At 39.4% G+C, this 26,634-nt stretch carries 30 protein-coding genes and 1 pseudogene; 16 read left to right on the forward strand and 15 right to left on the reverse strand.

Features of this window, described 5'->3' with window-relative positions; all coding sequences use genetic code 11:
* Positions 1-23 precede the first annotated feature (23 nt).
* From ACTRWE_RS08655 to ACTRWE_RS08675, 5 genes are all read left to right on the forward strand, one after another.
* Complete coding sequence (locus ACTRWE_RS08655; protein ID WP_462879843.1) at positions 24-422, forward strand: thiol-disulfide oxidoreductase DCC family protein; 399 nt, start codon at positions 24-26, stop codon at positions 420-422.
* Entirely contained in the window at positions 419-1,144 is a 726-nt protein-coding gene (locus ACTRWE_RS08660) for an SDR family NAD(P)-dependent oxidoreductase (protein ID WP_138563373.1), read from the forward strand. Before ACTRWE_RS08655 ends, ACTRWE_RS08660 begins: the two co-directional genes overlap by 4 nt.
* Before the next feature lie 11 nt (positions 1,145-1,155).
* Positions 1,156-1,764, forward strand: a complete 609-nt coding sequence (locus ACTRWE_RS08665; protein WP_016899159.1) for a flavin reductase family protein — start codon at positions 1,156-1,158, stop codon at positions 1,762-1,764.
* Positions 1,765-1,902: 138 nt separating this feature from the next.
* Positions 1,903-3,123, forward strand: coding sequence for a M24 family metallopeptidase (locus ACTRWE_RS08670; protein ID WP_016899160.1), 1,221 nt, complete (start codon positions 1,903-1,905; stop codon positions 3,121-3,123).
* A 119-nt stretch (positions 3,124-3,242) separates the two neighbouring features.
* Complete coding sequence (locus tag ACTRWE_RS08675; RefSeq protein ID WP_462879844.1) at positions 3,243-3,902, forward strand: DsbA family oxidoreductase; 660 nt, start codon at positions 3,243-3,245, stop codon at positions 3,900-3,902.
* A gap of 188 nt (positions 3,903-4,090) precedes the next feature.
* Here the strand turns inward: ACTRWE_RS08675 and ACTRWE_RS08680 are convergent, their stop codons facing one another.
* The gene (locus ACTRWE_RS08680; protein WP_462879845.1) at positions 4,091-4,591 is read right to left on the reverse strand and encodes a hypothetical protein; all 501 of its coding nucleotides are present in this window, start codon (positions 4,589-4,591) and stop codon (positions 4,091-4,093) included.
* Positions 4,592-4,800: 209 nt separating this feature from the next.
* On the opposite strand from ACTRWE_RS08680, the pseudogene ACTRWE_RS08685 reads away from it, so the two are divergent.
* Positions 4,801-4,923, forward strand: a pseudogene (locus ACTRWE_RS08685) (DsbA family oxidoreductase); the annotation flags it as partial.
* Between the two features lie 49 nt (positions 4,924-4,972).
* Here ACTRWE_RS08685 and ACTRWE_RS08690 read toward each other — a convergent pair.
* The 5 genes from ACTRWE_RS08690 to ACTRWE_RS08710 form a co-directional block, all read right to left on the reverse strand.
* Positions 4,973-5,785 carry a substrate-binding periplasmic protein gene (locus tag ACTRWE_RS08690; protein ID WP_462879846.1) on the reverse strand — a complete coding sequence of 271 codons (813 nt, stop codon included), beginning with the start codon at positions 5,783-5,785 and terminating at the stop codon, positions 4,973-4,975.
* 77 nt (positions 5,786-5,862) lie between these two features.
* Complete coding sequence (gene ppiC / locus ACTRWE_RS08695; RefSeq protein ID WP_008464312.1) at positions 5,863-6,141, reverse strand: peptidylprolyl isomerase PpiC; 279 nt, start codon at positions 6,139-6,141, stop codon at positions 5,863-5,865.
* An 87-nt stretch (positions 6,142-6,228) separates the two neighbouring features.
* Positions 6,229-6,627 carry a thiol-disulfide oxidoreductase DCC family protein gene (locus ACTRWE_RS08700; RefSeq protein ID WP_462879847.1) on the reverse strand — a complete coding sequence of 133 codons (399 nt, stop codon included), beginning with the start codon at positions 6,625-6,627 and terminating at the stop codon, positions 6,229-6,231.
* Entirely contained in the window at positions 6,627-7,154 is a 528-nt protein-coding gene (locus ACTRWE_RS08705) for a response regulator transcription factor (RefSeq protein ID WP_462879848.1), read from the reverse strand. The genes ACTRWE_RS08700 and ACTRWE_RS08705 overlap by 1 nt, the downstream gene beginning before the upstream one ends.
* Positions 7,151-8,389 carry a sensor histidine kinase gene (locus ACTRWE_RS08710; protein ID WP_462879850.1) on the reverse strand — a complete coding sequence of 413 codons (1,239 nt, stop codon included), beginning with the start codon at positions 8,387-8,389 and terminating at the stop codon, positions 7,151-7,153. Before ACTRWE_RS08710 ends, ACTRWE_RS08705 begins: the two co-directional genes overlap by 4 nt.
* A gap of 407 nt (positions 8,390-8,796) precedes the next feature.
* On the opposite strand from ACTRWE_RS08710, the gene ACTRWE_RS08715 reads away from it, so the two are divergent.
* The gene (locus ACTRWE_RS08715; RefSeq protein WP_013463122.1) at positions 8,797-9,876 is read left to right on the forward strand and encodes a ketoacyl-ACP synthase III; all 1,080 of its coding nucleotides are present in this window, start codon (positions 8,797-8,799) and stop codon (positions 9,874-9,876) included.
* A gap of 80 nt (positions 9,877-9,956) precedes the next feature.
* Entirely contained in the window at positions 9,957-10,343 is a 387-nt protein-coding gene (gloA2, locus tag ACTRWE_RS08720; protein ID WP_008464296.1) for an SMU1112c/YaeR family gloxylase I-like metalloprotein, read from the forward strand.
* Between the two features lie 39 nt (positions 10,344-10,382).
* On the opposite strand, the gene ACTRWE_RS08725 is transcribed toward gloA2, so the two are convergent.
* Together ACTRWE_RS08725 and ACTRWE_RS08730 are read right to left on the reverse strand one after the other, a co-directional pair.
* A complete protein-coding gene (locus ACTRWE_RS08725) occupies positions 10,383-11,744 on the reverse strand; it encodes a leucyl aminopeptidase family protein (protein WP_013463121.1) in 1,362 nt (453 codons plus the stop codon).
* An 83-nt stretch (positions 11,745-11,827) separates the two neighbouring features.
* Entirely contained in the window at positions 11,828-12,250 is a 423-nt protein-coding gene (locus tag ACTRWE_RS08730) for a hypothetical protein (protein WP_016899164.1), read from the reverse strand.
* Between the two features lie 104 nt (positions 12,251-12,354).
* Between ACTRWE_RS08730 and ACTRWE_RS08735 the strand changes: the two genes are divergently transcribed.
* The 3 genes from ACTRWE_RS08735 to ACTRWE_RS08745 all read left to right on the forward strand — a co-directional run bounded on the left by ACTRWE_RS08735 (position 12,355) and on the right by ACTRWE_RS08745 (position 17,003).
* On the forward strand, positions 12,355-12,513 hold the full coding sequence (locus ACTRWE_RS08735) for an oxidoreductase-like domain-containing protein (protein WP_076916046.1): 159 nt from the start codon (positions 12,355-12,357) through the stop codon (positions 12,511-12,513).
* 332 nt (positions 12,514-12,845) lie between these two features.
* Positions 12,846-15,416 carry a TonB-dependent receptor plug domain-containing protein gene (locus tag ACTRWE_RS08740; RefSeq protein WP_016899166.1) on the forward strand — a complete coding sequence of 857 codons (2,571 nt, stop codon included), beginning with the start codon at positions 12,846-12,848 and terminating at the stop codon, positions 15,414-15,416.
* A gap of 144 nt (positions 15,417-15,560) precedes the next feature.
* A complete protein-coding gene (locus ACTRWE_RS08745; protein WP_016899167.1) occupies positions 15,561-17,003 on the forward strand; it encodes a tetratricopeptide repeat-containing sulfotransferase family protein in 1,443 nt (480 codons plus the stop codon).
* Here ACTRWE_RS08745 and ACTRWE_RS08750 read toward each other — a convergent pair.
* Positions 16,972-17,880 (reverse strand): alpha/beta fold hydrolase, encoded by a 909-nt coding sequence (locus ACTRWE_RS08750; RefSeq protein ID WP_016899168.1) that lies wholly within the window; start codon positions 17,878-17,880, stop codon positions 16,972-16,974. The genes ACTRWE_RS08745 and ACTRWE_RS08750 overlap by 32 nt on opposite strands.
* Positions 17,881-18,009: 129 nt before the next feature.
* On the opposite strand from ACTRWE_RS08750, the gene rlmF reads away from it, so the two are divergent.
* Together rlmF and ltaE are read left to right on the forward strand one after the other, a co-directional pair.
* The gene (gene rlmF, locus ACTRWE_RS08755) at positions 18,010-18,942 is read left to right on the forward strand and encodes a 23S rRNA (adenine(1618)-N(6))-methyltransferase RlmF (protein WP_016899169.1); all 933 of its coding nucleotides are present in this window, start codon (positions 18,010-18,012) and stop codon (positions 18,940-18,942) included.
* Positions 18,943-18,960: 18 nt separating this feature from the next.
* A complete protein-coding gene (gene ltaE / locus ACTRWE_RS08760; protein ID WP_016899170.1) occupies positions 18,961-19,965 on the forward strand; it encodes a low-specificity L-threonine aldolase in 1,005 nt (334 codons plus the stop codon).
* Here ltaE and ACTRWE_RS08765 read toward each other — a convergent pair.
* The 4 genes from ACTRWE_RS08765 to ACTRWE_RS08780 all read right to left on the reverse strand — a co-directional run bounded on the left by ACTRWE_RS08765 (position 19,948) and on the right by ACTRWE_RS08780 (position 23,254).
* A complete protein-coding gene (locus ACTRWE_RS08765; protein ID WP_016899171.1) occupies positions 19,948-20,532 on the reverse strand; it encodes a thymidine kinase in 585 nt (194 codons plus the stop codon). The two genes, ltaE and ACTRWE_RS08765, sit on opposite strands and share 18 nt — an antisense overlap.
* Before the next feature lie 80 nt (positions 20,533-20,612).
* A complete protein-coding gene (locus ACTRWE_RS08770; RefSeq protein ID WP_016899172.1) occupies positions 20,613-21,080 on the reverse strand; it encodes a methylated-DNA--[protein]-cysteine S-methyltransferase in 468 nt (155 codons plus the stop codon).
* Positions 21,077-22,429 carry a DNA-3-methyladenine glycosylase 2 family protein gene (locus tag ACTRWE_RS08775; RefSeq protein WP_462879851.1) on the reverse strand — a complete coding sequence of 451 codons (1,353 nt, stop codon included), beginning with the start codon at positions 22,427-22,429 and terminating at the stop codon, positions 21,077-21,079. Before ACTRWE_RS08775 ends, ACTRWE_RS08770 begins: the two co-directional genes overlap by 4 nt.
* A gap of 336 nt (positions 22,430-22,765) precedes the next feature.
* A complete protein-coding gene (locus ACTRWE_RS08780; RefSeq protein WP_013463110.1) occupies positions 22,766-23,254 on the reverse strand; it encodes a GNAT family N-acetyltransferase in 489 nt (162 codons plus the stop codon).
* A 266-nt stretch (positions 23,255-23,520) separates the two neighbouring features.
* On the opposite strand from ACTRWE_RS08780, the gene ACTRWE_RS08785 reads away from it, so the two are divergent.
* Positions 23,521-24,375 (forward strand): cation diffusion facilitator family transporter, encoded by an 855-nt coding sequence (locus tag ACTRWE_RS08785; protein ID WP_013463109.1) that lies wholly within the window; start codon positions 23,521-23,523, stop codon positions 24,373-24,375.
* Between the two features lie 135 nt (positions 24,376-24,510).
* Here ACTRWE_RS08785 and ACTRWE_RS08790 read toward each other — a convergent pair whose 3' ends face one another.
* Positions 24,511-24,672: a hypothetical protein gene (locus ACTRWE_RS08790; protein WP_013463108.1), complete on the reverse strand. Its 162-nt coding sequence runs from the start codon at positions 24,670-24,672 to the stop codon at positions 24,511-24,513.
* Positions 24,673-25,053: 381 nt separating this feature from the next.
* Here ACTRWE_RS08790 and bfr (ACTRWE_RS08795) point away from each other — a divergent pair, with 381 nt between their 5' ends.
* Positions 25,054-25,527 carry a bacterioferritin gene (gene bfr / locus ACTRWE_RS08795; RefSeq protein ID WP_013463107.1) on the forward strand — a complete coding sequence of 158 codons (474 nt, stop codon included), beginning with the start codon at positions 25,054-25,056 and terminating at the stop codon, positions 25,525-25,527.
* A gap of 11 nt (positions 25,528-25,538) precedes the next feature.
* Positions 25,539-26,003, forward strand: coding sequence for a bacterioferritin (gene bfr, locus ACTRWE_RS08800; RefSeq protein ID WP_008112262.1), 465 nt, complete (start codon positions 25,539-25,541; stop codon positions 26,001-26,003).
* Positions 26,004-26,109: 106 nt separating this feature from the next.
* Here bfr (ACTRWE_RS08800) and ACTRWE_RS08805 read toward each other — a convergent pair whose 3' ends face one another.
* Complete coding sequence (locus tag ACTRWE_RS08805; protein WP_013463106.1) at positions 26,110-26,304, reverse strand: (2Fe-2S)-binding protein; 195 nt, start codon at positions 26,302-26,304, stop codon at positions 26,110-26,112.
* Positions 26,305-26,634 lie beyond the last annotated feature (330 nt).

Here is a 26,634-nt window from a genome sequence, read left to right on the forward strand (position 1 = left end):
TAAAATAAACACAAAGCGACAAAATGATCATTTTTTACGATGGCAATTGCCCCCTTTGCAATGCAGAAATGCAACATTTAAAACGTGCCGATGTTGATCATAAAATTACACTAGAAGATTTAAATGCGGATGATTTTAGTGAGCGTTTTCCCGCAATCGATAAACAAAATGCCATGGATTTATTGCACGCCCAAACTGATAAGGGGCAGATGATTTACGGCTTAGACGTCACTTATCAAGCTTGGCGCATCGTTGGAAAATACCGCTGGCTTAAAATAATTCGTTTGCCAGTAATTCGCTTTTTTGCCGATCATGCTTACACTTTTTTTGCAAAATATCGTCACCACATTAGCCGTTTTTTAATGCCCAATGCGCAGTGTAGTAATGGTCAATGCAATATGAAATCTGAAGGTGAAAAATGAAAACAGTGATTTTATTTGGCGCCAGTAGCGCCATTGCACAATCCTACGTAAATCATTTAAATCAGCAAGCAACACAATTTAATATAATTTGTGTCAGCTCATCGAATATTGAGCATAATGATGACAAGGTAACCTATTTCCACAGCGACTACTCGGCGCAAAGCCTAAATGAGCTAACCCAGTCGTTAAAGTCACAACAAATTGAGCTTGCTCAGGTAATAATATTTAATGGTCAATTACACAACGACCAGCACATGCCGGAAAAAAAGCTCGAAGAAATTAACAGTGATTATTTTATGCAACTTTTGCACTCTAATACACTTGTCCCCCTGCTGTGCTTACAAAGTATAGTGCCGCTGCTTAATCATAAAACTCACTGCACAATTACTGCTTTGAGCGCTCGTGTAGGCAGTATTAACGACAATAAATTGGGTGGCTGGTATACCTATCGCGCATCTAAGTCTGCGCTGAACATGTTATTTAAAACAGCCGCCATTGAACTTGCTCGTCGCGCTAAAAATACCAAACTTGTTTTATTTCACCCGGGTACTACAGATACACAGCTCTCTAAGCCATTTCAAAAAAATGTGCCCGCAGATAAACTGTTTACCCCTGACTTTGTTGCTCAGCAATTATTTAAATTTACTTACGAAAACCCACAGCTAGAACTCAACGGCGAACCTGCCTACCTAGATTGGCAAGGAAACACCATAAAATGGTAAGGAACAAACACATGCATTTTTCGAAAGACCGCATAGCCGCACTTGAAAAACATACCCGTACACACTTTATCAACTCACTTTCAGGGTTTAAAAGTGCAAACTTAATTGGCACACAAGACTTACAAGGTAATACTAATCTAGCCATTGTCAGTTCAGTTATTCATTTAGGCGCACACCCACCGCTAGTAGGCATGATAATGCGCCCGCACAGCGTACCAAGGCATACATTCGAAAATATTATAGAAACAGGTATCTATACCATTAATCAAGTAAACAGTGATATATACCAGCAAGCACACCAAACCTCTGCACGTTACGCCAAAGACGAGTCTGAGTTTAATGCAACGGGTTTAAAAACAGAGTACTTAAACGACTTTAAAGCGCCTTTTGTTGCACAAAGCCGACTAAAATACGCAGTAAAATTTGTTGAGAACCAGCATTTAGCTGTTAATGGCACTGAGCTGGTTATTGGCGAAATAATGGATGTGTACGTAGATAAATCAGCACTTCAAAGTGATGGCTTTTTAGACTTACAAGCCATCGATACCGTTGCAGTAACCGGATTAGATAGCTACCACACGGCGAATAAGCTCAATCGTTTACCCTACGCGAAAAAATAGCCCAAGGTTATCAAGTCCTTGGGAATGAGGGACTTGATAACTCCCCCCATTTGTTTAATCCCTTGTTCACTAATCGCAATTAATTTGAATTGAACGCGTTTAGCCTACACACTATGCAAAATTTTGTAGGAGAAATATATGACCACAGTTGGTATTGGTACACACACACCCGAACAAGCACTTGATAGTTTAAGCAATATGACCCACTCAGTAACGCCAATTCAGGCCGATGAGTATTTAGTACGTATGGCCAAAGCGCAAGCTTATATGCAAGCTAATAATATTGATGCGATATATTTAAATGCAGGTACCAACTTAACGTATTTTACCGGTATGAAATGGTACGCCAGTGAACGACTAGTCGGCGCTATTTTACCCGCCACGGGTGAGGTGCAATACATTGCCCCCCACTTTGAAATTGGCTCTTTAAATGGCTTTAAAGTCATTGATGGCCCAATACACGGCTGGCAAGAACACGAGAACCCTTTTGAGCTATTCGTTAAAGTGCTGAAACAGCTTAATATTAGCGACACCGCTACCGTGGGCATTGATGAAAGCGCACAGTTTTTTATTTTTGATGGCATCAATAAAGCCAGTTCAGGATTAGAACTAGTTAACGCACAACCTGTAACCGCACATTGTAGAATGCATAAATCAGCCAATGAATTAGCATTAATGCAATGCGCCATGGATATGACTTTAGCGGTTCATCAGGCTACTGCGAGCATGCTTTATGAAGGAATTAGCACAGTAGAAGTCGAAGAATTTATAAAAAAAGCGCATCAAAAAGTAGGTGCCCCGGGAAATTACTTCTGTATTGTATTGTTTGGCCTTGCTACCTCATTCCCTCATGGTGTAAAAGATCCACAAATTTTGAAAAAAGGCGACATGGTCCTTATTGATACCGGATGTAAAGTGCACGATTACCTGTCTGATATTACGCGTACTTATGTATTTGGTGAAGCAACCAGCCGCCAACGCCTATTTTGGGATTTTGAAAAAGCGGCCCAGTTAGCAGCTTTCAATCAAGCCGCCCTTGGCGAAACCTGTGAATCGGTTGACGAAGCAGCTCGCAGCTACTTAGCAGCTCAAGGCTTAGGCCCTGAATACCAAACACCAGGTTGCCCACACCGCACAGGCCATGGTATTGGCTTAGACATTCATGAATGGCCATACTTAGTGGGCGGCGATAAAACCCCGCTTGCCACAGGCATGTGTTTTAGTAACGAGCCAATGCTGGTTATTCCAGATGAATTTGGTGTGAGATTAGAAGATCACTTCTATATGACAGATGACGGCCCGCGTTGGTTTACCCAGCCAAGCCACAGCATTGACGATCCATTTGGCTTAAACAGCTAACTTGAAAACATTCAATAAACGAGCAGCACTTTCGCTGCTCTTTTTATGTTCAATGATTGATAAACTAAACTTCATCCCAATATCCATTGTTATTAAAAAGCAATCCTTCAAGGATCCCTATGAAAAACTTAAAAATTGATATCGTCTCAGATGTAATGTGCCCGTGGTGTATTATTGGGTATAAAAACTTAGAAACCGCATTGGCAGAATTAAAAGACGAAATGAGTGCGGATATTACATGGCACCCTTTTGAGCTTAATCCAGATATGCCACTTGAAGGACAAGACTTAAACGAGCACTTGCAGCAAAAATACAGTTTAACTGAAGAAGAAAGCGCGCGAAATCGTCAAAACATGGCGGATGCGGGTGAACGAGCTGGGTTTACCTTTAATTTTGACGGTAAACGCATCATGATCAACAGCTTTGATCTACACCGCTTGCTAATGTGGGCGCGTGAAGAAGGCAAGCAAACTGAGTTGAAATTGGCGTTTTTTGAAGCACACTTCACCGATTTAAAATATTTAAATCAAGAAGATGCACTACTGGATGTGGTAGAAAGTGTGGGCCTTAACAAAGACACAGCCCGTGATATTTTACACTCAGATAAATACGTACAAGCGGTACGCCAAGAGCAAAATAACTTTAAACAAATGGGAATAACCTCAGTACCTACTTTCATTATAAATGATAAGTACGCGCTTACCGGTGGGCAACCGAGTGAATCGTTTATTCAAGCACTTAAGCAAATAAATGAAGAAGAAGCCAAGCAAGACACTTAAAAAATAAAAGTTTAAAACCAAAAAAGGCTGCACATCGCAGCCCTTATTTATCTCAGTCAGTATTTTTTAAGAAGCGTTTAAACAACGTGCATAATATTTAAGAATTTAATCTGACACTGAACTTTGAACGCCCTCTATAGATACCTAACAGTTAGATACTTCAAAATTAAATCTGCTTATGGTGCAAATTAAATAATGCTGCCTTTTAAGGGACTCGTTCTTTTTCTGGATATACTAAATTTTTTATCTGTATTTTTAGCATAATGATAGAAATTCAAGCTAGTCTGCGTGACATCTTCAATAAACCATCCAGGTATCTTAACTAGAGAATAGCCATGTTTAGAAAAGTGTATCTCAATTGATTTAATCACGGGCTTTTCAACAATCGTAATATGGTCTGCTTTAATTAAATCTATAACTTTTTCACCTTGAATCAATGTCTGCTCATTTAAATCGACAATAATCGGTTTATTTTTGAAAAAATCAACGAGAAAATAGGTAATAAATACCGGTACGAGAATAATTGATAATTGGCGCAGTGTTACAGCTCTAAAGTAGGTCTCTTGATGAGACCAAGTATCAGGTGTAGTAAACCATATTATGAAGATATAAACCGCTACCGCTAAAGTCCAGCGGTGTAGGCGAAAAAGCTTTTTAAGGTCAAAAGTCAATGTCATTCTTTTTAGCATTAATTTAATCTCACTTTCATTCGTATGCTATAAGCGTTCCCCACATGTGTAAGTGACTTAAATTTAAATATTTGGTCAATTTCACTATCGAGTTTAAAGTTTATAGTATTTTTTATGTTCTTTTCAGTAAAATACAAGTTAGTTCCAAGGCTATAGCTATTAATCTCATGATATGTCTGCAACCTATCTTCGTTCTCATATTCCAAATAAATAACTTTAAACAAATGGGTATTACTTCAGTGCCTACTTTCATTATAAACGATAAGTATGCTCTTACCGATGGGCAGACGAGTGAGTCATTTACTCAAGCACTTAAGCACTTAAGCAAATAAATGAAGAAGCCAAGCAAGATTAGCAAACAGTTTTACAGCGATAATAACCTTATCGCTGTTTCAGTTTAAACACTGTTCGCTGACTTAAACCAAGCCCGTCCTCAACATCATGGTAAAAATGCGTGTAGAGGGCATAAAGCTCACCTTTTTTTGCTAGCTTTGTTAAACCCTGCTGTAATAAGTCGATAATTGCTTTATTTTTTTCGTTTGCATAAAAGTAATAAAAATTATCGTACTGCAGCATAATATGTGGCTCAATAACAAAGTTATACTGAGGATGTTTACGTATTTCGGCTTTTATAGCAGTTACTGAACGCGGAAAATAATCGCCAAGTCCTTCATCTAACGCTTTTAACATGCTTTCATAACTCAAATCACCATTAACTGTTAAGCCATTGTTCTTTAATACATAATAATCAGACCAACTTTGCTTTTGTAAGGCTATGAACGGCTTTAGTTGTTCAAGGGTTTTTATATCAGAAAATTCTTTTAACCGGCTTTGTTTAACCATGAGCAAGCGCTTTGAATGCAGCCCATTATAAATAGGATAACTTGTGCGGATTAAATGTCTTTGCTCTGCAAGGGAGTTTGGCAAAGTTAACCAAGCTAAATTAACATCATCGTTACGTGTGAGCTCTTCTAAAATTCTTTTAGTATTCATTGGCTCAAGACTATAAGCAATATTGAGCTTTACATTAACCTTTGCAAAGCTCTTTTCTAATAATGTTAAAATATAGTGGTTTTTTGGTATGTCTTGGGTGCTTGGTTTGCCAAGCTTAAGGGCGATCGTTTGCTCAGTGCTACTGGCAAAAAATGACACTGCCATTAAAATTAAACTGCAGCATAAAATAATAAGCTTCATAGTTATTCCAAGTTGCTTTAGCAATGTAACAAACTAAACAAATGATAAGTATAGCGGCAACTTAAAATTGCGTTAGTTTATGTACGATAAAGCACCTTAATCACATGCCAACCAAATTTCGTTTTTACTAAATGCGGTTCTAAAATTGCACCACTAAAGGCCACCTTATCAAACTGTGGAACCATTTGGCCTCGTCTAAACTCACCTAAATCACCGCCTTTTTTACCCGATGGGCATGACGAATACTTTTTAGCTAAAGTTTGAAACTTTGCGCCTTTACCTAATTGCTTAATGATATCTTCTGCAATCTCTTTATGTTTTACTAAAATATGCAATGCGTGCGCTGTATTTGCCATGAAAAAGCCCTTAAAACCTATTTACTAGTAATTAAACGCCGCGATTTTAGCACAGCCTAAGTAATCCAGCACTTGCTAAAAATGTAGTTATAAGTAGTGATCTTCATCTTTTTGTTGAGGAATTCGACAGTGTTGGTATTTACCAAATAATGTATAACGGTTTTTAGCCACTTTGTTATAAAGCCAATCAGTCAGCTTTCGTGGTAATAACTTAAATACGCTAATCAACTTCCACGGATAGCCTAACTGACTGAACACTCGAAAAACGGCTTGGCTGCGGGTATATGGTTTTTGTGCTTCTATATAAACCATCGAAGTAAAATCGGTAGTGGAAAAACCAAATTGAGCAAGTAGCGATTGCCCTGCCGGCGATTGCACACTGCACAATTTAAATTTAATGCTCGGATTGTGAGCTATAACAAAATTGCACCATGCACTACACAGCTTACATTGCGCATCAAATAAAATAATTTTTTGATTTTGCATTACTGCTGCACTGGTTTTTTTTGTAATTTACGCTGTAGTGTCCGCCTATGCATATTTAGCTGCCTTGCGGTCATTGATACATTACCATTATTACTGTGTAAAACATGTTGAATATGCTCCCACTCTAGACGCTCGGGCGACATAACCCCTTCAGAAATTTCGGTTACTGTCGTACTTACCAGCTCTACCTTAAGTGCTTTTAATAAACTTGCCATATCAACTGGTTTGGTCAAATAGTCATTAGCGCCTAAGCGCATCGCCTCTACCGCCGTTGCTATACTTGCAAAGCCAGTCAGCAATACAATATGAGCATGTGTGAGTAAATGGCGCAGCGGTGCAATAAGCGCCAGCCCATTTTCATCTGCTAACTTCATATCTAATAAAATACAATCAGGTTGCTGCTGGCGAGCCCTAAGTAAAGCCTCTGTTTGGTTATGTGCAACCTCACAGTTAAAGCTGTGTTTTGTTAAGCGCCTGGCCAAAGTGGTAGCAAGGTTAATGTCATCTTCAATAATTAGCAGCTTCATAACGCCGGCTCGGTTATTAATAGTGGCATTTGTATCTTGGCCACCGCCCCACCATCGGGGTGATTATAAACAGTTAACGAACCATTTAAACGCTCAAACGTGACATTTGATAGCATAACCGCTATTCCCATGCCTTGCTCGCTGGGCATGAGCTGCCCGCCTAACTCCGCTAACTCTGAGGATAAAAAACCAGCGCCAAAATCCCGAATAATTAACGCAATACTTTGCGCATCTGGCTGTTGCCAACTCAACTCTAATTGCATTTGGCCTTTTTTTCCGTTAGCAAGCGCTGCATTTTGTAATAAGTTTAAAATAGCAGGTAGCAGCATGGCATCACTTTTTAATGTGGCTTTAGGCGCCTCATTAAGCCAGTTTATTTGTTGATTAGGGTATTGTAATAGCAACGTATCATGAATTTGATTTTGCAGCTGCTCTGCTTTTATAGGTGTTTGCGTGTTTTTATCTCGTAGCTGCATAGAGAGCTTTCTAAAATCATTAAGCTGAGTGCGGCATTGCAGCAAGGGTGATTGCATTTGCTGAATAATTTCATTGTTGGGATACTCTTCTACAAGCTCTTCAAACAATAATTGTAAATTAGCAATAGGCGTTGCTAATTGATGAGTAATTTGCGCCGCTGCGCCATCGAGAGTAACCAGTTGTTCACTACGCAACTGTTTCTCTCTAACTTTGGCAATAGTGCGCTCACGTTGTTGTAAAGCACGGTTCATTGCACCAATAACCAACGCAATCACGCAGGCACTGATAACAAAATTAACCCACATGCCAATAAAGTGGCCACTCATGTTCATTTGGTGCATGCTATGCTCTGGCATTTTAATCAGTAGCATGCTGTAGGCAGCGATAGCCAGCACAGCAATATAGGCAAGCCCACGAGCGCTCAATGTAATTGCCGCTATCATAATAGGTAACAATAATAACGACACAAATGCGTTAGTTGCACCGCCACTTAAAGACAACAAAATAGTTAAAAAAAGTACGTCAGCGGTCAGTTGCATCAGCATGCCAACTGGCTTTGCTTGGCTAACATTTCTATAAGCAAAGATACTTGCTAACTGAAAAACCGCCTCAAGCGTAATAACGGCTAGCAACGGCATGAGCGCAATTTGATGCTCTAATAAAAAATAAACGCTTAACACCGCAATAAGCTGCACAGCAATGGCGCCACTGCGCAGCATTAATAACCGGCTAATAGCAGGATCGGTTTTAATTAACACAATAAGATTCACCTGACTGAATATACATTGCTTTGTTATCCATTATAAATAATGCTTTTTAAGTAATGCTTTTTAAGTAATGCTTTTTAAGTAATGATTTCATAATATGCGCCCCATATTAGCTGCTCACTCAGCCGCACTCAAGCATATATGGTCAACAAAGTATTCGTATTCTATTAAGCTTAGAAAGCCTATGAGCTATCGTGTAAAACACGCAAAATCATTAAAAGCATTTAATTAACACAATAAAAACAAGCCACTTACCTTTAAACAAAAATGCAGCAAATAGTCCGTAAAATAGCAGTAATTACTAAGCAAACCATGCTTTAAACTAGTGTTAACAGCTAATTTTTGATATAACGTCCTCATTAGACGAACACGTCATACCACTTTTAAGAGAACACACTATGCCTTACGCACATATCACTGGTTGGGGTAAATGCATTCCACCAGCAAGCATCAGCAACGACGAAATAAGTGAAATTGTAGATACAACCGATGAGTGGATCACCACACGCACAGGTATCAAGGCACGAAGAGTTAGCCATGTAAGTACTGCTGAACTTGCTAGTGTGGCTGCAAAACATGCCATTGCTTGTGCTGGCGTAGATGCAAAAGATATCGATTTAGTTATTTTAGCAACGTGCACCCCCTCAACAGTAGTCGCAAACACCGCCTCATTAGTACAAAAAAATATTGGTGCCACAGGCGCTGCAGCCATGGACACCAACGCGGCATGTTCTGGTTTCTTATATGCTTTACAAGCTGCGACAGCGCAAATTCAAGCTGGCATGATCAAAAAAGCTGTCGTTATCGCGGCTGAGCGCATGACGTGGTATGTAAACTGGGCACGACGCGACAGCGCAGTATTATTTGGTGATGGTGCCGGTGCCGTTGTGCTTGAAGCAGCAGAAACTCCTGCAGGCTTATTAGGGACTAAAACCGGTTGTGACAGCGAAGATCGTGATATTTTACACATTACTAATTTTGGCAGTGATTTAAATAAATATGAGCCAATTGGTCCATCAGACCTTTTATTTGAAGGCCGTGAAATATTTAAACGTGCCGTTAAAGGCATGAGTGAAGCCTGTGACGACGTGCTTGAACAAGCCAATCTTAAGTTAGACGATATCGATGTACTAGTTCCGCATCAAGCCAATCTACGCATTATTCAAGCTATTCAAAATCGCTTAAAAGTGGATGACGAAAAAGTAATGGTCAATATTGGTGAATATGGCAACACCTCTGCTGCCACCATTGCAATTGCATTGTGTGAAGCCGTTGAGCAAGGCTTAATTAAACCGCATGCAAACATTATGTCGGCGGCATTTGGGGCTGGCCTTACTTGGGCGGCAAGCTATATAAAATGGGGCGAGCGAGTAACGCCTATTGCTGTTAGTGATGCTGAGCTTCCACCGTGTGATAAAACGGGTTTAGAGCTTGTTGCACCGGCTGTAAAAGCGTGTAAAGACGCAGAGCCTAGCTAAAAGCTAATATATAAACATGCACATGTATTGATAAACAGCGCACTGCTTTTAGTGCGCTTTTTGCTTTTTAAGGAAAATATATGCAACTACTAGGCATTCATCATGTAGCCATCATTTGTAGCAACTACCCACGCTCTAAACATTTTTATAGTGAAATATTAAAACTCACGATTATTAATGAGCATTATCGTGCACAGCGTCAGTCTTACAAACTCGATTTAGCTTTACCTGATGGTAGTCAGTTAGAATTATTTTCGTTTAATGATGCGCCAAGTAGACCAAGCTACCCCGAAGCACAAGGACTTAGACATTTAGCATTTAAAGTTGGGTGTATTAATACTGCTAAACATTATTTAGAGTCACACAATGTCATCGTCGAAAATATTAGAGAAGATGAAATAACCGGCAAAAAATTCACCTTTTTTGCCGATCCAGATGGCTTACCCCTTGAGTTATATGCACTTTAACATCAAATAACTCAAGGTAAACCTTAATCCAAGTTCAGGTTAGTTAAATCGATTTTGTAGGTAAGTAAATACTGCACGAATACCCAGTGCTTCACCACCAGCTGGACGCCCGGGTAATGCACGTAAATTCCATGCCATTACGTCAAAGTGAACCCATGGTGTATTTGGCTCTATAAACTCTTTCAAATAAAGCGCAGCGGTTATTGCGCCACCAAATGGCGTACTTGCACAGTTAGCCATATCAGCCACATCGCTTTTCAAAAATGGTTTGTATTGTTCGAATAACGGCAATTGCCAAACAGGGTCGTTAACTTGCATTCCCGAGTCCATAATGGCATTTGCTACAGCGCGATCCGTTGAGAAAAACCCCGGTAACTCCGTACCTAACGCAATACGGCACGCACCAGTTAGTGTAGCAAAATCAATGATTAATTCAGGATCATCGTTTTGTGCTTCGCTTAGTGCATCACACAGCACTAGTCGCCCTTCTGCATCGGTATTGTCTATTTCGACCATAATACCTTTACGGGTTTTTACTACATCGCCAGGGCGAAATGCATTACGCGAAACAGCATTTTCAACCGCAGGCACTAAAACACGAAGGCGTATTGGTAAGTTAGCGGCCATAATTAGCTGAGCCAGGGCAATAACATGCGCGGCCCCACCCATGTCTTTTTTCATGTTGCGCATGCCTGAACTAGGTTTTAAATCCAGTCCACCGGAATCAAAACACACGCCTTTACCGACTAACGTAATTTGTGGCGCATCGACTGCCCCCCATTTCAAGTCAAGTAATCGTGGTTTATTTTCACTCGCGCGCCCTACCATGTGAATAGTTGGGTAATTTTGCTCTAATAACTCATCACCTATCCACTGCGAAAATTCACCGTCGAATGTATCTGCTAGGTCACTCATTACCTGCGATAAATGCTGCGGCATCATATCAGCAGCTGGGGTATTAACTAAATCGCGTGCTAAATTAATGGCGTCCGCTTGTTGTTTTACTTGTTCATATAATGTTTTATCAGCAATGCCAAGCTGAGCTTTTGCTGTGGCTTTTTGCTTGTACTCACTAAACTCATAACCACCTAACACAAAGCCTAAAGCAAGTTGAGCAACTAAAGACTCATCACCTTGAATTTGATAACAACCCGCAGGTAATTTACTGGCAAGCTCGCCAGCAGCCCAAAAATCATCAGTGCTTTGCATTACACAAAATACCTGACTTAGTTCACCCGTTTCTGGGTTTGGTACTAGTGCGAGTCCTGATTTTTCAAAATCTGTGTTTGCTAGCCAGCGCTGTACAAAACTCGGTTGCTGCGTAAGCCAATCGGTTAGTTCGTTTTTAACGATAAAAGATAGAGGAATTCCTGAAGAGGTATGACGAAGTAAAGCACTCATTAAATGACTCACATAATAGAAAATGATGCCTTAGCATAACAATAAGCACTATTAAAAGGTATAGCTAATTATGTTCTGCTAGCTTACTTCTTCTTTGAGGGCGTTGAGTCTTGCTCTTGGTTTTGTTGAGCAATTTCTTTATCAATTTCTTTAATCGGCTTATTCATACTAAAAGAACTCGGTAATACATCAACACCTACTAACTGCCCTAGTTTAACAACCAGTGGAATAGTTAATGGTGCAAACGGTAATAACGCAAAAACGCCTAGCCCTAGTCCTTTTAATATATCAACAAACTGCTCGTTGGCGCGTTTTAGTTCTGCTTTATTTGTTTGCCCTTGGGTATAACGCCTGTAAATTATTAGCATTTCTTTGGTTTCTTGCCTTTCTTGGGCAAGCGCAATTTTAAGCGCGACCATAGCACGACGAAAGCGTAGTTGTTGCCGCTTTTTACTTATTTTAGCAACCCGCCAGGGTGCACGATGGATAACTTTATATAATCGCATAGCCTGTATTCTCACACAGCGCTTTCAGTTCACAAAGAATAATTTACACGCTTTATTCAATCATTTATTCTTAAAGTTCATTTTCCTCAGTTTTAATTAAAAACATGCAAAAAAACATACCCAACACTAAACCCGAAAGGCCAAAATCTGATGAGTGCTGCGGCGGCGGTAGTTGCTGTCCATGTGTATGGGATGAGTACAAAGAAAAACTTGCACAGTGGAAAAAACATCATGGTGAAAATATCAATAGCAGGTCAGTTTAATTCAATAATAGAAAGTAGCTAAAATAGCTTATTTAATTAATAACTATGTATCAATGCCTGCTTTTACCCCTTTTCCCTGCCCTACTTATGATTAACTCTGCGTTATTTTTAGATAAATCATTTGTTTCAACTTGTTAAATAGTGGTTAATTACCCATTGCCCTCTTTAGTTTTTTTATCTATAGTCTATTTCGAGGACTCACAGGAGGTGCGCTTAGTTTATTAAGCTTTTAGGAGTGAGTTAGCAATATCTGCTCCCCATTGAATGTGAACCGTCCACAATAAAGTCATTAAATAGACTATACAAATCAATTCTAACTGGGGATATTTAGAATGAAATTAAAAAGCAATGCGCTTCAACAGGCCATCAAATTTGCTCTAGCAACAACAGCCGCAGGCTTATTTGTTTCTGGTTCAGCAATTGCTCAAGAAGAGCAAACCGAAGTTAAAGTTAACAAAAATGTAGAAAAAATTGCCGTAGTAGGTACGCGCTCTGCGCCTCGTTCTATTGGTGACTCTCCTGTACCTATCGATATTATTGGTGGTGAAGAGCTAAGTAAATCAGGTAACACTGATATGCTAGAGCTATTAAAAGGGGCTATTCCTTCTTTAAACGTACACTCAATGCCAATCAGTGATGCTGCTTCATTAGTGCGCCCTGCAAACTTACGCGGACTACCTTCAGATAGCACACTAATTTTACTTAACGGTAAACGTCGTCACCGTGCTTCAGTTATCGCCTTTTTAGGTGGTGGTATTAACGATGGTGCGCAAGGTGCTGATATTTCAGTAATTCCAAGTATTGCACTGAAACAAGTAGAAGTACTTCGTGATGGTGCCGCTGCACAATATGGTTCTGATGCGATTGCTGGGGTTTTAAACTTCCAACTTAAAGATGCCTCGGAAGGCGGATCTTTCGAAGTTCGCAAAGGCGAATATTATGAGGGCGACGGTGATACAACTCAAATTTCAGGTAATGTGGGCTTACCATTTACCGATAGCGGTTTTGCTAATTTAAGCTTTCAGTACAAAACAGCCGACGCAACCAGCCGCTCAGTACAAAGAGCGGATGCTACCGCACTTGATGCCGCTGGCGTACCAAACATTGCCCCGATCACCCAAGTATGGGGTGCACCTGAGGTAGATGACGACATCTCTATCTTTGGTAATGTTGGTTTAGAACTTACTAACGACTCACAATTTTACATGTTTGGTAACTACTCAGAGCGTGATGTACGCGGTGGTTTTTATTACCGTAACCCACATACTCGCCCTGGTGCATACTCAAATGATGGTGGCGAAACACTGCTTGTTGGTGATTTAACCGGTGATATGAGCGGTAACTGTCCAACCATTATGATTGATGACAACGTTCTTGATAACCCTGACTACATTAATGGTGTAGCAAATAACCCTGATTGTTTCGCATTTAACGAAATGCTTCCGGGCGGTTTTACACCAAACTTTGGTGGTAATATTACAGATACGTCACTTACTATCGGTACTAAAGGTGAGTTTACTGGCGGCTTTTTAGAAGGCGCTTATTATGATCTAAGTGGTACGGTAGGGTATAACGAATCTCGCTACTTTATATACGACACAATCAATGCTTCACTGGGTCCAGATAGCCCGCGTGATTTTAGCCCAGGTAAATATGAACAATTAGAGAAAAACTTTAATTTTGATATTTCAAAAGGGTTTGACTTTGATTTAGCTTACGATGTAAACATTGCCGGTGGTTTAGAATGGCATGAAGAAACCTTTACCGTAGTGGCAGGTGATGAGGCTTCGTTTATTGCAGGTCCATTAACTGATCAAGGTTTTGGTATAGGTTCTAACGGTTTCCCTGGATTTAAACCATCAGATGCAGGCGAATATGACCGTCGTAACTATGCAGCTTATATTGATATTGAAGCGCCATTTACTGAAGAGTTCCTAATGGGCTTAGCGCTTCGCTACGAAGATTACGATACCTTTGGTTCAACCACTAACTATAAGTTAATGGGTCAATACCACTTGACTGAAGATCTAAATATTCGTGGCTCTATCAGCACTGGTTTCCGTGCGCCTACCGTTGGCCAAGCGAATGTTAGTAACGTACAAACTAACTTAAGCAGTGGTGTACTAGTAGATTCGGCTTTGTTACCACCTACAAACCCAATTGCTATTCAACTAGGTGGTACTGAACTTGAGCCTGAAGAATCACAAAGCTACACCTTTGGTGCGGTGTATACTATTGGCGATTTATTCTTAACGGTTGATTACTACAACATCCAAGTAGATGACCGTATTAGCCAATCAGATAAAATTGAACTTAGCCAAGCAGATAAAGACACGCTTGAAGCTGCGGGCGTACCTAACGTACAAAACCTTGCGCAAGTTAGTTTCTTTACTAATGACTTTGATACCACTACACAAGGTGTTGATTTAGTTGCTAACTACTCAGCTGAATTGTTCAGTGGTAGCTCTACATTTAGCTTAGCGTACAACTGGAATGAAACAGAAGTAACCCGCTCAAGTGATATAACTGGTGCATTTAAAGTAAGCCGTCTTGAAAATGACTTACCTAATCACCGTGCAACACTGAGCTGGGCACAACAATGGGAAAGCTTTTCAGCATTTTCTCGCCTTAACTACTTTGGCGAATACCAAGGCGTTCATGTAGATTATGATGAAACAGCTAAAATGGCTGACGCAGCTATGACGTTAGATGTTGAAGTCACTTACTTCATGAATGACTCAATTAGCTTCTCATTGGGTGCACAAAACTTACTGGATCAGGAAGCAGAAAAACTTGATTTCACAGTGGCACCAAATAACAACTGGGGTGGTAAGTACTACGAAACATCTCCATACGGAATTAATGGTGGCTTTTACTACGCTAAAGCAACCTATACTTTCTAACATGTGTTAATGATAATCAAAGGCGAAATGTGTAATGCATTTCGCCTTTTTATTGCCCTTTATAAACCTATTTAAAATGACTTTTACACTCGCATTTTTTGTCACTTTGGGGTTATAGTAAATAAAAAGAATATTAGTTGTATTATGCTACTAAAGAAAGCGGACCAGTTATTATCACAAAACAAGCTCAGAGAAGCTGAGTTTCATTACAAAATGCTATTACAAGCAGAGCCTGATAATGGTGACGCCCTGTTTGGCTTAGGTAAAGTAGCACTGCGTTTAGAACAATTTGATGCCGCTGTTTATATACTACAACGAGCGTGTCAGCATCTCCCTTATGTATTAGAACCTTTGTATGCACTAAGTGATGCATTTAATGCGGTCAACTCTCCTGAAGATGCGCAAAAAGTACTCGAATACGCAACAAGTATTGCCGCAGACAACCCAGACACTCATTATTATTTAGCCCAGCACTATTTAACCTTTGGCGAGCTTGATAAAGCGCAGGCCACGTTTGAGGAAGCATTAAAGCTTGGAGTAGCACCAGTTACGGCTTATGTTTTATTTGAATTGGTACAATTAGGCCGCTTTAATAAAGCAAATAATTACATCGATCAGTTACACCACTTTTTAACGCAAACAAATAACCTACGCTTAAAAATGGTCTGCTACTATGCTTTAGCTAAAAGTTACGACAAGTTAGACGATACTGATCAAGCATTTAACTATTTTGTGATTGCCAATCAGCAACAACACAAACTCAGTGAATTTAATACTGAAGATTTAATTGGGTTTTATGATCAACTTATTGAATATAACAATGAAAGTGTGCTCAATTTAGCAAACCTAAATAAGCAGTATCCTGTTACGCCCGTGTTTATTATTGGTATGCCACGAAGCGGCTCAACCTTACTGGAGCAGATGTTAGCAGGACACAGTCAATGGGCAACGCTTGGAGAAGACACCAGTATTAGTAAAAAGGTAGTCGCTTTTTTAGAACATAAAACAGGGTTACGCTACCCTCAATGCTTAACTAAGCTAACAACGCCTTTAATTAACCAAGCCAGAGCTATATATTTAGATACCTTAAGTTCTTCTGGGAGCAATTGCGCATTTGTGATCAATAAACTGCCTAGCAATTACCAAAACTTAGGGTTAATTTATATTCTATTCCCAGACGCTAAGTTTATTAACCTGACCCGCAACTTTAACGCAACCGCATTTTCAGTGTTTACTAATTACTTTGCTGAAAACGAACCCTATTTTTGTGATTTGAATGAATTTACTTTGTACCATCAGCTTTATGAAAAACTGATGAGCTATTGGCAGCAATTTAACCGCTTAGCTATTTATAATTTAAGTTATGAGCAGTTAATTGAAAATCCTAAAGATCAATTAACCGCACTATTAAGTTTTACTGGCTGTGAATTTGAACAGACTTGTTTAGACTTTTACAGAAATAAAAGCGCCGTTACAACGCTCAGTAAACATGCGATTAGGCAGCCTGTAAATAACAAAAGCCTTGATAAATGGCAGCGTTATGAAGCCCCTTTACTTAGTTTGCTCTCGTTGCCTCAAACCAATTAAGCACATCCATAAACTGTTCTTGGCGTGCCTGTGGATGGGTAAGCATATTAATATGGTCGTAATCTACTTTGTGCCCAAAGCGGCGGCCATATATTTGCATTTTTTGCACCCCAGTACCTGACTCATCAATAAACTTTTGAATATCGATAGGCTGTGCCAATGCTTTATCTTTTACTGCCGCAATATGTAACGTCGGAGGAAGCGTGAGATTTGCTAATGTTTTAGCGTAATCAAAGCCATCATCACTGTCTATCCACGGATTTTTCTTAGCCCACTGCATACTTTGATAGTGCGACTTTTGAGTTTCATCATCACTGCCCCACTTTAAGCGTTTTGCTGGTAAATAACCGTGTTTTTTCGCTAATATTGGCGCCATAAAATACCAAATTAAATTGGCCTGAAATAACTTTTTAGGGTGGTTATTAAATAGCGAACGCTTTGAACCAAAATAGGCACACGCTTTTATATCGTTAATCAGCTCAGGGAAGCGAGCAAACACGCTATTAAGCAACACCCCACCCCAAGAATGAGCAACTAAAAAGTCAGGTTTTTTACTCTCTAACTGTTCAATTTTCTCAATAAATGCCGGAATATCTTCAACAATCGCCTCAGTTTGTCCATACCGTGCTTGCTTACAAATAGCAGGTTTACTTTCACCACGCCCGCGTAAATCAGCGACATAACAACAATACCCGTGTTCAGCTAAAAAAGGCGCTAACCCTTTATTGCTATGAGTGTAAAATATTTTGCCATTTTCTACCGCACCATGAATTAATAACACCACAGGACCACTTGGCTTCTGGTTGGCGATACGGCGTAAATGCAGTGTTTGATGGTCATCTAATTTAATAAAAACAGACTCTTGAGTAACTGCCAAAGCGAATTCCTTATAATTGCTAACAACTCATCCTACCAGTAATGCCTGGTAAGCCAAAGGGAAAATTATGCACTTTTTTTGTCTGTATTTGTTACTATTGGCTTTTATTCCTGTTGTTAAAAAAGCCTCATGAAAGCAAAATCAGCTCGTTCTAAATTACATCCGCGCAATCAACACAAAAATGGTTACGATTTTAATTTGCTTACCTCGCAAACCCCTTCGTTAACTGCTTTTTTAATTACGACGCCAGCAGGCAATCAAAGTATTGATTTTAGTAATAACTTAGCTGTAAAAACCTTGAATCAGGCGCTATTAAAAAGTCATTACAACATTAACTTTTGGGACATACCTGAGCACAACTTATGCCCACCTATTCCAGGAAGAGTTGACTATATTCATTACTTAGCTGACTTACTCAGCGAAGATAATCAGCAGGTTATTCCCACTGGCCGACAAATTAAAGTGCTTGATATAGGCACTGGCGCTAACTTAGTTTACCCGCTAACGGGCAATAGCGAATACCAATGGCACTTTACTGGCAGCGACATCGATTTAGCAGCAATAAAAATAGCCAAGCAGCTCGCTCAGTTTAATGATTTAAAAATAACGCTTAAACAACAAAAAAATCCCGAGCATATTTTTAAAGGGGTGGTTAATGCGAAAGATTTATATCACCTAACGATGTGTAACCCGCCATTTCATGCCAGCGCAGAAGAAGCCAATAAAGGCAGTGAGCGTAAATGGAAAAACTTAGGTAAAGCCCCCAGTAACGCCCTCAACTTTGGTGGCCAAAGTAATGAGTTATGGTGTGAAGGCGGCGAGCTGACCTTTATTTCTAACATGATCAAAGAAAGCGCTCAGTTCAGTGAGCAAGTGATCTGGTTCACCTCGTTGGTTTCTAAAAAAGAGACCCTTGCTGCTTTACAAACACAGCTAAAACAGCTCCCTATTTGCGACTATAAAATCGTTGAAATGGCACAAGGGCAAAAAGTCAGTCGCTTTATTGCGTGGAGTTATTTTGATAAAACGACCCGTGAACAAATTTGTGAAGAATTCATATAACAACCATAAGGACTACTCATGATAGATTTTCGCTCAGACACAGTGACCAAGCCTTGCAATAAAATGCGAGATATTATGTATCATGCCCCGGTTGGCGATGATGTATACGGTGATGATGAAAGCGTTAACCAATTGGAAGCCTATGCTAGATTGCGTTTTAATGTGGCCGATGCATTATTTTGTAGCTCCGGCACGCAAGCAAACTTATTGGCATTAATGGCGCATTGTGAGCGAGGTGATGAGTATATTTGTGGGCAAAGTGCTCATAACTACAAGTTTGAAGGCGGTGGCGCTGCCGTTTTAGGCTCTATTCAACCACAACCTATTGAAAATGAAGCCGATGGTAGCCTATGTTTTACTAAAATTGCTGCTGCAATAAAACCCGATGATAGCCACTTTGCGAAAACGCGATTACTGAGCCTTGAAAACACCATAGGTGGCAAAGTACTGGGTATTGATTATTTAATTAAAGCACGTGAATTTGTTCATCAACATAACTTAGCACTGCATTTAGATGGCGCGCGAGCATTTAATGCCGCAGCCGAGCTTAACCTTGATATTAAAGAAATCACCAAACATTTTGATTCAGTCTCTATTTGTTTATCGAAAGGCTTAGGTGCGCCAGTTGGCTCATTATTATTAGGTTCTAAGCAGTTAATCGCTAAAGCAAGACGCTGGCGTAAAGTGCTTGGCGGCGGTATGCGCCAAGCGGGTATGTTAGCTGCTGCGGGGCAATATGCGTTAGAAAATAACACTCAACGTTTAGTCGATGATCACGCTAATGCGCGTTATTTAGCACAGCAGTTAAGTGAAATTTCAGGCTTTGAAGTAAATATGAGTAATACCACAAATATGGTTTACGCTACGTTTGATAACAGCATAAACATCACAAAGCTAGCAGCCGATTTAAAAGCACATGACATTGTGTTTAGCCCAAGTAAGCAACTTAGGCTCGTAACCCATTTAGGTATTACCCAAGCGGATATAGATACCTTTATTAAAGTCTTAACGGCCCATATTTAACGCCGCTTTGTAATGCTTGCGGCACACCGATTCATAACGGTCGTTGCCGCCAATTTCAACTTGATTACCATCGGCAATAGCCTCGCCATTTTCATCGGTACGTAATACGTGATTTGCTTTGCGCCCACAATGACACACCGTTTTAAGCTCAATTAGCTTATCAGCCCAAGCAAGTAAATACTGTGACCCTATAAACAGCTCCCCTCTAAAGTCGTTGCGCAATCCGTAACACAATACGGGTATTCCTAACTCATCAACCACATCGGTTAACTGCATAACTTGGTCTTTTGATAAAAACTGACATTCATCTACCAGCACACAATGGCGTTTTTTATCTGCATTAAGAGCTTGAATAAGCGCAAAAACATCTATATCTGCATCATAAATATGCGCATCTGCTTGCAAGCCAATACGTGAGGATACTTTACCTACTCCGGCTCTATCATCGATAGCCGCCGTGAGGATCACCGGCTCCATACCACGTTCTTTATAATTGAATGCAGATTGTAGTAAGGTGGTTGATTTACCTGCATTCATTGCAGAGTAGTAAAAGTATAATTGCGCCATTGTCGTGCCTTCAAATAAAAAGTGCGCTTATGCTACCTTAAAGTGCTCAGAATACAAATTTGGATACGTTATTTAGCTATTTATTTTGCTTCATGCTCTAGTAACCATTGCTTGCGCTCTAAACCACCTGCATAACCAGTTAGTTTTTTATTTGCACCAATAATACGATGACACGGCACAATAATACTGATTGGGTTTTTACCATTTGCAGCCCCTACCGCTCTCACAGCTTTAGGGTTGTTTAACTGCTCGGCAATATCTTTATAAGTCGCCACTTTTCCATAGAGTACGCTACACAATGCCTGCCATACGCTTTGCTGAAATGGCGTGCCGCCAGTATCAAGCTCTAAATCAAACTCAGTACGCGTATGAGCAAAGTACTCATTAAGCTGCGCCACACAAGATAAAACATGCGAATTATTTATCTCGTTTAAAGGCGTACTGATATAACTGGCCGGTGGATAAAACCCCACATAACTAATACCTTTTTCAGTTGCCTGAATAATAATGTCATCAATCGGGCTGGGTAAACTGGTTTGCACTATCATAATTGCTGCCAAAGTTGAAAAGTTAAGTAAGATCGAAATGGTGCACAGTTCGCAGATTCAAAAGAGCTTGCTGCCGCTTGTGCCTTTTTAACGCCTAAATCGCCATCGAGTAAAATATCGGGCTGGCTTTGGCCGCGTAACTTTGCATAATTAACCGTCCATGGGCCAATCCCTTTTAAACTAAGCCATTGGTCTAAATCATCACAATCGGGATTCACGGCACAAAATTCAGCGAGGTTATGCAGTGCATTTTTACGCGCCTGTGGCATTTTAAAGAATGCAAAATCACTGTGTGCTAACACTTCAGGCTCAGGAAAATAGACCTGTTGGTGTTGCTTTTCACCAAGCTGTGTTACTAAATTAGTCACTAGGTTGTGCGCCGCTGCTACACTGACTTGTTGCCCAAGTACAGCCCTAACTCCCGCCTCAAAACTTGACCAAATACCCGGTAACCTTAAGCCTTTAGTAAGTGGAAATGCATTATTAATGTGTTCGCTTAAATGCGCCTCAATTAAATAAGTATCTGCATCTAAATCAAGTATACGGCGAATGTTGTTAATAACTGGATGTAAATATTGCGTATTATCTATATCAATTTGCACCCGAAAATGATGTTTATCTGCAACAAACTCAGCATCAAAACGCCCTCTACACGATTTATAAGTAAAAGTACGCCCATAACTGGTTGGCGTTAACCACTCTATTGGCTGAATTAATCGTTTTGCTAAAAACCCATGCAATGCCTGCCAGTTATACGGCGGACGAAAAGGCAAAATTAAGGTGAGCCCAATATCAGCTGGGTGCTTGGCGGTTCTGAGCGCTGAGGGCGCAATATTAAGTTGTTTTAAAAAAGCATCATTAAAACGCCTAACACTTTTAAAGCCTGAGGCAAACGCTATCTCGGTAAGCGGTAAGCTAGTTTCTTGAATCAATTTTTTTGCAAAATGACATTGGTTAAACAATCGATATTGCGTGATAGAAATGCCAAAATATTGAGAAAATAATCGCCTTAAATAACGGCTGCTTATTCCTAAACGCGTGGCGAGCTTTTCGCAGTCGTGCTGATTATCCTGATCAATTAATTGCTTGGCTCGTAGAGCCGTTGTTTTTGTTCCCTGCCAAGCCGCACTTCCTGGTGCACTATCGGGCCGACAACGAATACAAGGCCTGAAACCAGCTTGCGCGGCAGAGTGCGCAAACTGATAGTAGACTACATTTTTTTCGTGAGCTGTGGGCGCAGGGCAAATTGGCCTGCAATAAATACCGGTACTTTTAACGGCTACATAAAAAAGCCCATCGAAACGCGCATCACGACTTTGACGTGCTTTTTGCCAGTGCTGATCACCCATAAAATGCTCTTGTAAATTAGGTAGCGCTTAGCTTAGCAAAAACTAAGCGTATTACTGGTCATATTCGGCACTAGGGTCTGTTAACCTTTGCTGATTAAAATTTGTTCAAACTAGAGGCAGTTTAATCGCGGCGCGAGGTTTGTAACCTAGTGGGCTAAGTAAAAACCGAGCAACAAAGAGTAAATCGCCCCTAGGCAGAACCCGAAGGGCAGCGCCTGTTTGGCATTGATGCTGCGTTATCGCCTATTTATGGGGAATAACCACACCACTTAGGCTCTGCCTTGCCTAAATACCAAACAGACTGCTGTAAATTTAACCTTAAAAGGTCAACAGACCCTAATCTTTGTTTGCAAAATCAATTAATGCCTGACCCGTTAAACGATATATAATCCATTCATTTTGTGGCTCAGCGCCCATACTATTATAAAAATCAATCGCGGGTTTATTCCAATCAAGTACCACCCATTCAAAGCGACCACAGTCTTTATTGATTGCTCTGTTTGCCAGTTCTTTCATAATGGCTTTACCAGCGCCATTTCCGCGGCTATCTGGGCTCACGTATAAATCTTCTAGATAAAGACCATTTTTACCTAACCAAGTCGAGTAGTTGTGAAAATATACTGCAAAGCCTATTGGCTCATCATCTTGTAAACATATTAAACTGTGCGCCGTTGCGCCTTCACAAAACAGGGTGTTTAAAATGGCTTGCTCATCGGTTTTAACTGCATCAGGTTCTTTTTCGTAAATAGCAAGCTCATTGATAAAGTGTAGAATTGTTTTTGCATCACTTGGCTTTGCATCGCGAATTTCTATTGCTGTGTTCATTGTTATTGACCCTTAAAAAACTACTTTTATGCCTGGTAAGCATCTAATTTAATATAAAAAGTGCTTAACTAATTATGATAATTTAAGCCATTAATACATTTATTTATACCCTAGCATATCGTTTTATATTCAATAAGTAACGTTCATGAGCTTATTTCAATTTATTCATTAGGGCATTAAAAAAACAAATTAAAACAACGCTTTTATATATGGCAAAAAGTTGTCATTATGAGTACACAGTAAAGCAATGAGGAAGTTTAACTAAAATGGGTCATGGTCATTCACACAGTCACGTTGATGATAACCAAAGTGATAAACAGCTCACTCTTGCCGTATTTATAAATGTTTTACTGACTGCAGTGCAAGTTGTTGGCGGCGTATTTTCCGGCAGTCTTTCATTAATTGCCGATGCATTACATAACCTAAGTGATGCGGCCTCAATTTTTATTGCCCTCGTTGCTCGAAAAATTGGCAATAAGCAAGCTGATACAACCCACCATTTTGGCTACAAACGTGCAGAAATTCTAGCAACTCTTTTTAATAGCACCACGTTAATAGTCATCGGTGGTTATTTAATTTTTGAGGCCATAAGTAGTTATTTAAACCCTCAACCTATCAATGGCTGGATCATTGTGTGGGTTGCTGCAGTAGCGCTATTCATTGATTTAGTCACTGCATTATTAACCTTTAAAGCCGGCGCTAAAAACAACATGAATATAAAGGCGGCGTTTATTCATAATGTGTCTGATGCCATGGCCTCTATTGTGGTTATTATTGCCGGTACTTTAATTATTTTATACCAGTGGTATGTAGTTGATTTAATAGCGACGATATTGATATCACTGTATGTTATTTATCACGGCGTATTATTACTTAAAGCCAGCTGCAGCATTTTAATGCAGGCAGCCCCCATTGGTTTTGACCAGCAACTTATCAGTAAAAAGTTACTGCAACAGTTTGCCATTACTCAAATAAAATCAATAAAAGCATGGCAACTCGACGATAACACCACACACTGTGAAATTGTGATGCAAACAGATACCCTTATTGAGCTTAACGCCATTAAACATTATTTACATGATGAATTTGCAATTGAGCACTGTGTAATCGAGTGTTACTAATCACTGTTTTCAATAACCAAAATGATTACATTAAAGCTCTAAGTAGGTTTACTTATATTAGATAGACTTCTCAGCGGTTTTTATTTAAACCGCTACAAAAATACGATAGATAAGTATTATCACAAATTAATTAAATTAAAGAGTACTGATAGTTGCTGCTGCAAGAGGCAGCATTAAGTTTTCAGCTTTATCTGCTTTTTTCACGGATATTTGTGTAAACAATAAATGTCCACTTCCCTGCTCCTTAGCCTTTCTTACTTCATTAATTACAGAGCCGTGAGCTGGGTGCAAAGACATCACCCCGCTACAATAGCAATAATTAGATTACGAGAGTGGCTACAAAATAAATTGAGTGAAAAAACTCAGTTGTGTAAATATTTCAGTTTTACTGTATTCATCCCAGAATTCGAAGTAATAAAGCGTAAAAGAACAACCTCAACACTTAGAATAGCTGCAATACTTTACTTAATAACCTTAGTAAGTATGCCTTTTTATGTTATAAAAAATGTAACTTGCTGATCTAAAATACAAATAACAACTTGTCCATTTGTCAGCCAGCAATGCAAACTTAAACAAGAATCAAACTCAATATTAACCATATGATTTATAAGTAAATTACTTGCAATTCTGTGCCTATATACTAGACTAGCCACAATTAGAATTTTTAGGATAAGCGCTATGAAAGGTAATCAAAAAGTAATCGACGCCTTCAATACATTGTTAGCTAACGAATTAGCTGCTATTGACCAGTATTTTATTCATTCTCGTATGTACGATGATTGGGGCTTAAACAAACTTTATGAGCGTCTTAACCATGAAATGGAAGAAGAAAAAGACCACGCTGACTGGCTAATCAAGCGTATTCTTTTTTTAGAAGGCGTACCAAACATGACCAAACGTCGTGATCTGTTAATTGGTGACGATGTAAAAAGCATGATGCAAAACGACTTAACCTTAGAACTTGAAGTGGTTGAGTGTGTTAAAGAAGTTATTGCCATCTGTGAACAACAGCAAGATTATCAATCACGTGAAATTCTAGAAAAGCTATTATTTGATACCGAAGAAGATCACGTCTACTGGTTAGAGCAACAATTGGGTCTGATTGACAAAATTGGCACTCAAAACTATCACCAAGCTCAAATGGGCGAATAAGGACTTATATTATGAAAGGCGATAAAGACGTTATTGCAGCACTAAATAAAGTACTTGCTAATGAGCTTGTGGGTATTAACCAATACTTTTTACATGCACGTATGTTTAAAGATTTTGGTTTTAGTAAACTAGACAAAGCTGATTACAAAGTATCGATACAAAAAATGAAAAACGCCGACCGTTTAATTGAGCGTATTTTATTTTTAGAAGGCTTACCTAATCTTCAAGATTTAGGACGTTTACGTATAGGCGAAAACAGCGAAGAAATGATTGCCGCTAACATGAGCTTTGAACTTGATACCGTAGACGAGCTACGTGCTGCCATTAAACTCGCTGAAAGTAAGAAAGATTACATTAGCCGTGAAGCGCTCGACAACATTTTAAATGAGCAAGAAGAACAAATTGATTGGCTCGAAACACAACAACTGTTGATCAAAAACACTGGGCTTGAAAACTACTTACAATCGCAACTGTAAGTTAAAGTTATAAATACAAAAAAAGCAGCTAAGGCTGCTTTTTTTATGTTTAATTTTTAAATGTTAAACCAATTCGTTTAGATAGGGGTAATTATATAGATTACTCTTAAGCCACTTGATCGGTTATATCTGCAATTTGAATCAGTTTACGATTGAGGATCTTTTTAGTACAACAACAACACTTACCGCATTGGCTGCCCACTTTAAGCTCTTTAGTTAGCTCGCGCATGGTAGTAGCACCATCGTCGATGGTTTGCTCAATTTTTTTATCGGTCACACCGTGACAAAGACAAATATACATGAATACAAACAACTCTCAATTTCATTTAGTAGGTTTATACTAATCTAAACGAAAATAGTTATCAATTGGTTTTTTATAAAAATTGATTTTTTTGCATTTTTTTTGGCCAGCGCCACTTAAATTGAGAATTCGCGGCAGCTTGAGAATTGTTTGAGTTTTAATCGAGGTATGGCACTTAAATCGAGATTTATTAACTAAAGTCTCGCCTTAAATTTAAGTAGGTTTAGATTTAGGTAAATAGTTGAATGATTAAAATGAATTACATTAAGCCTGAAGAAGCCTTAATGTATAAATATAGAATTAATGCGTAGGCTATTTCTGGTTTGTGCC

The organism is Pseudoalteromonas sp. G5_S1_54_S4 (assembly GCF_054968565.1).

Bases quoted from the DNA above. Each gene is read 5' to 3' on its own strand.
- ACTRWE_RS08655 (WP_462879843.1), top strand. From the start codon at position 24: ATGATCATTTTTTACGATGGCAATTGCCCCCTTTGCAATGCAGAAATG.
- ACTRWE_RS08660 (WP_138563373.1), top strand. From the start codon at position 419: ATGAAAACAGTGATTTTATTTGGCGCCAGTAGCGCCATTGCACAATCC.
- ACTRWE_RS08665 (WP_016899159.1), top strand. From the start codon at position 1,156: ATGCATTTTTCGAAAGACCGCATAGCCGCACTTGAAAAACATACCCGT.
- ACTRWE_RS08670 (WP_016899160.1), top strand. From the start codon at position 1,903: ATGACCACAGTTGGTATTGGTACACACACACCCGAACAAGCACTTGAT.
- ACTRWE_RS08675 (WP_462879844.1), top strand. From the start codon at position 3,243: ATGAAAAACTTAAAAATTGATATCGTCTCAGATGTAATGTGCCCGTGG.
- ACTRWE_RS08680 (WP_462879845.1), bottom strand. From the start codon at position 4,591: ATGCTAAAAAGAATGACATTGACTTTTGACCTTAAAAAGCTTTTTCGC.
- ACTRWE_RS08690 (WP_462879846.1), bottom strand. From the start codon at position 5,785: ATGAAGCTTATTATTTTATGCTGCAGTTTAATTTTAATGGCAGTGTCA.
- ppiC (WP_008464312.1), bottom strand. From the start codon at position 6,141: ATGGCAAATACAGCGCACGCATTGCATATTTTAGTAAAACATAAAGAG.
- ACTRWE_RS08700 (WP_462879847.1), bottom strand. From the start codon at position 6,627: ATGCAAAATCAAAAAATTATTTTATTTGATGCGCAATGTAAGCTGTGT.
- ACTRWE_RS08705 (WP_462879848.1), bottom strand. From the start codon at position 7,154: ATGAAGCTGCTAATTATTGAAGATGACATTAACCTTGCTACCACTTTG.
- ACTRWE_RS08715 (WP_013463122.1), top strand. From the start codon at position 8,797: ATGCCTTACGCACATATCACTGGTTGGGGTAAATGCATTCCACCAGCA.
- gloA2 (WP_008464296.1), top strand. From the start codon at position 9,957: ATGCAACTACTAGGCATTCATCATGTAGCCATCATTTGTAGCAACTAC.
- ACTRWE_RS08725 (WP_013463121.1), bottom strand. From the start codon at position 11,744: ATGAGTGCTTTACTTCGTCATACCTCTTCAGGAATTCCTCTATCTTTT.
- ACTRWE_RS08730 (WP_016899164.1), bottom strand. From the start codon at position 12,250: ATGCGATTATATAAAGTTATCCATCGTGCACCCTGGCGGGTTGCTAAA.
- ACTRWE_RS08735 (WP_076916046.1), top strand. From the start codon at position 12,355: ATGCAAAAAAACATACCCAACACTAAACCCGAAAGGCCAAAATCTGAT.
- ACTRWE_RS08740 (WP_016899166.1), top strand. From the start codon at position 12,846: ATGAAATTAAAAAGCAATGCGCTTCAACAGGCCATCAAATTTGCTCTA.
- ACTRWE_RS08745 (WP_016899167.1), top strand. From the start codon at position 15,561: ATGCTACTAAAGAAAGCGGACCAGTTATTATCACAAAACAAGCTCAGA.
- rlmF (WP_016899169.1), top strand. From the start codon at position 18,010: ATGAAAGCAAAATCAGCTCGTTCTAAATTACATCCGCGCAATCAACAC.
- ltaE (WP_016899170.1), top strand. From the start codon at position 18,961: ATGATAGATTTTCGCTCAGACACAGTGACCAAGCCTTGCAATAAAATG.
- ACTRWE_RS08765 (WP_016899171.1), bottom strand. From the start codon at position 20,532: ATGGCGCAATTATACTTTTACTACTCTGCAATGAATGCAGGTAAATCA.
- ACTRWE_RS08770 (WP_016899172.1), bottom strand. From the start codon at position 21,080: ATGATAGTGCAAACCAGTTTACCCAGCCCGATTGATGACATTATTATT.
- ACTRWE_RS08775 (WP_462879851.1), bottom strand. From the start codon at position 22,429: ATGGGTGATCAGCACTGGCAAAAAGCACGTCAAAGTCGTGATGCGCGT.
- ACTRWE_RS08780 (WP_013463110.1), bottom strand. From the start codon at position 23,254: ATGAACACAGCAATAGAAATTCGCGATGCAAAGCCAAGTGATGCAAAA.
- ACTRWE_RS08785 (WP_013463109.1), top strand. From the start codon at position 23,521: ATGGGTCATGGTCATTCACACAGTCACGTTGATGATAACCAAAGTGAT.
- ACTRWE_RS08790 (WP_013463108.1), bottom strand. From the start codon at position 24,672: ATGTCTTTGCACCCAGCTCACGGCTCTGTAATTAATGAAGTAAGAAAG.
- bfr (WP_013463107.1), top strand. From the start codon at position 25,054: ATGAAAGGTAATCAAAAAGTAATCGACGCCTTCAATACATTGTTAGCT.
- bfr (WP_008112262.1), top strand. From the start codon at position 25,539: ATGAAAGGCGATAAAGACGTTATTGCAGCACTAAATAAAGTACTTGCT.
- ACTRWE_RS08805 (WP_013463106.1), bottom strand. From the start codon at position 26,304: ATGTATATTTGTCTTTGTCACGGTGTGACCGATAAAAAAATTGAGCAA.